Annotated in this window: 1 protein-coding gene and 1 pseudogene; both read right to left on the reverse strand. The window is 61.8% G+C overall.

The genetic code is table 11. The features are described 5' to 3' along the window. Positions 1–273: 273 nt before the first annotated feature. A complete protein-coding gene (locus BN1233_RS24530; RefSeq protein ID WP_046866273.1) occupies positions 274–1,458 on the reverse strand; it encodes a M24 family metallopeptidase in 1,185 nt (394 codons plus the stop codon). A 446-nt stretch (positions 1,459–1,904) separates the two neighbouring features. Beyond that, positions 1,905–2,160 (reverse strand): annotated as a pseudogene (locus tag BN1233_RS24535) (hypothetical protein); the annotation flags it as partial.

The raw sequence follows: 2,160 nt of genomic DNA on the forward strand, positions 1-2,160 counted from the left end.
TGCATCACTCACAGAAGCGCCTTTACGGAACCAAAGTTCGGACGGTTTGAAACCTTGCGACGCCGAGAAGGTCTTTCGCACGAGAAGGTTCCGTCAACGGGATGTTCCATAACGCCCTGCTGCGAATGGAAATCTTTTCACCATCCCAGCGCACGAGGCAAGGACATGAGCGAGCCGCCGGCGTCCCCGTAAACGGGCAACGGCCGGTGCTGCGCGATGAGGCGCCTAGCGGGGGTCAGACCTCCAGGAGGCCTCGCTCTTAATGGTTATGCTTCAGACGGCGATCTCGTTCCACCCGCGTCCGGCGTCGCCTAGAGCTTCGTAGCCGTCCTCGGTTACCAGAATAGTGTCTTCGAGCTTAATGAAGCCACGCTTCGGGTGGGATAGGGTCGTTTCGATAGAAATCACCAAACCGCTTTCGAGGGGGCGGTCCCGATCATAACCGGTGTAGGAGGTGCGCGGCATGTCCATCAGCCGTGGCGCTTCGTGGCTGACAAGCCCCATGCCATGCGCCTGAAAGCGCAAGAACGCTCCATGCCGCGACGTTGCGGCCATCTGCAGCCCGAGGTCAACAATGTCGCCGCCGCGCGTTCCGGGTCTAACAAGCCGACGTGTCGCCTGCTGAACCTCCTCAATGACGCCGAGAAGATCGGTGAGCTCCGCATCCGCTTTGCCAAGAATGGCCATGCGGCACAAATCTCCGATGTAGCCCGACTGGTTGGCCCCGGAGTCGAGTGAGATGATGTCGCCGCGCGCGAGACGCTGGAGCGACGGAGCGCGGTTGAGACTCGTCCCGGCCGTGATGAGGCAATAGTCGAACACCAGCCCACGCTTCACCTCTTCGAGGCGCAACGTCTCGGCAATTTCGGCCTTGCTGCGATGCGGCGCGCACGACCAAAAGGTCGCCAGCATGGCGTCAACGACGCGCTCGGATGCCTCACGCAGGCAGGCAATTTCTCGCGGCGTCTTGCGGGCGCGCAGTCTTTCGAGTGGCAGCACGGCATCACCGAATGTGCAGTGGTTCAGGCCCTCGCGCAGGATCGCGGCCGCGTCGGCCGGTATGAACGGCCCTTCGAGACCAATGCGTTTCACACTTGGTCCAAGCTGCAAGACGTGCCTGACGACTTGACGGGCCGCCGCTTCACTTCCTGTCGTGCCAAGGTCGAGAGAGGCCGGCCAGAGCCGTCCATTGTCGCGCTCGAAGCTTTCCATCGAACAACCAACGTAGATGGTCTCGGCTGGTCGGCCTTTCCGGTAAACGACGGCGGGTAGATAGCGACTGGTCCCGATCGCCTCCATCGTGTCAAAGAAAAAGAAGCGATAACCTCCAAGCAGATATTGCACGTTGTGCTTGGACGTCGCGACGATGACATCGAGGCCATGCTCTTCCATGAGGCGATCGAGATAATGAGTGTCGAATGGCGCGACCGCATGCTCAGCTCGTTGAGGTGAAGTCATCGACCGATCCTTTTAACCGACATTTCCCGGATGGATGGGCCGACCCGCCCACTGCACAAGGAAAGATAGCTTGACTCACGGGCCCTGCGAAGCACGGCCCTGGGTTCTCCGGCGCCCAAACCGCCGGGTCGGTGGTCCGTAAGCTCAGTTTGCCGCGATCTCAGACTATTCAGCGGCACGGCAGGCGCACTTCACCTGTCAGTTGGGCCCTTGGTGATCGGCCCGCCAGCGTCAACCTCGGGCGACCCGCCTTGGTCGCAGCTCATCGATCATCACCAGGATACGCCCGAACAGGTTGCGCGGGAGCGCTCAGCGACTTTTCCCCGATCGGATCCGACCTCGCCGGTTCTGATTGGGCCAAGACGGTCTGCAAACCGCAAGGGGTGCAGAGGAGCGCCGGTGTATTGATAATCCGCGTCCGCAATCTCCTGTGCTGGCGAGATGGATCAGAAGACACCGATCGCCAGTCCGGCGGCGAGGGCTGCCCCGAGCTCTTCGCAGCGGGCAAGGTCATCACCGGCAATCACCTTCGGGGCGAAGATCGCTTCCGGGGTTTGGGCGTGAGTGCACACGATGATCGGCTCGGCGATGGTCCGCAGGCGCCAGCCGGTTGCAATCCGCTCGATCTGCCGCGCCGCATTCTGGCCGTCGCTGCCAGCACAGACCAGAATAGCGTAGGGCCGGCCGTCGAGCCGCTCCAGG

The sequence above is a fragment of the Microvirga massiliensis genome (assembly GCF_001006805.1).
In the GTDB taxonomy this organism is placed as follows: Bacteria; Pseudomonadota; Alphaproteobacteria; order Rhizobiales; family Beijerinckiaceae; genus Microvirga; species Microvirga massiliensis.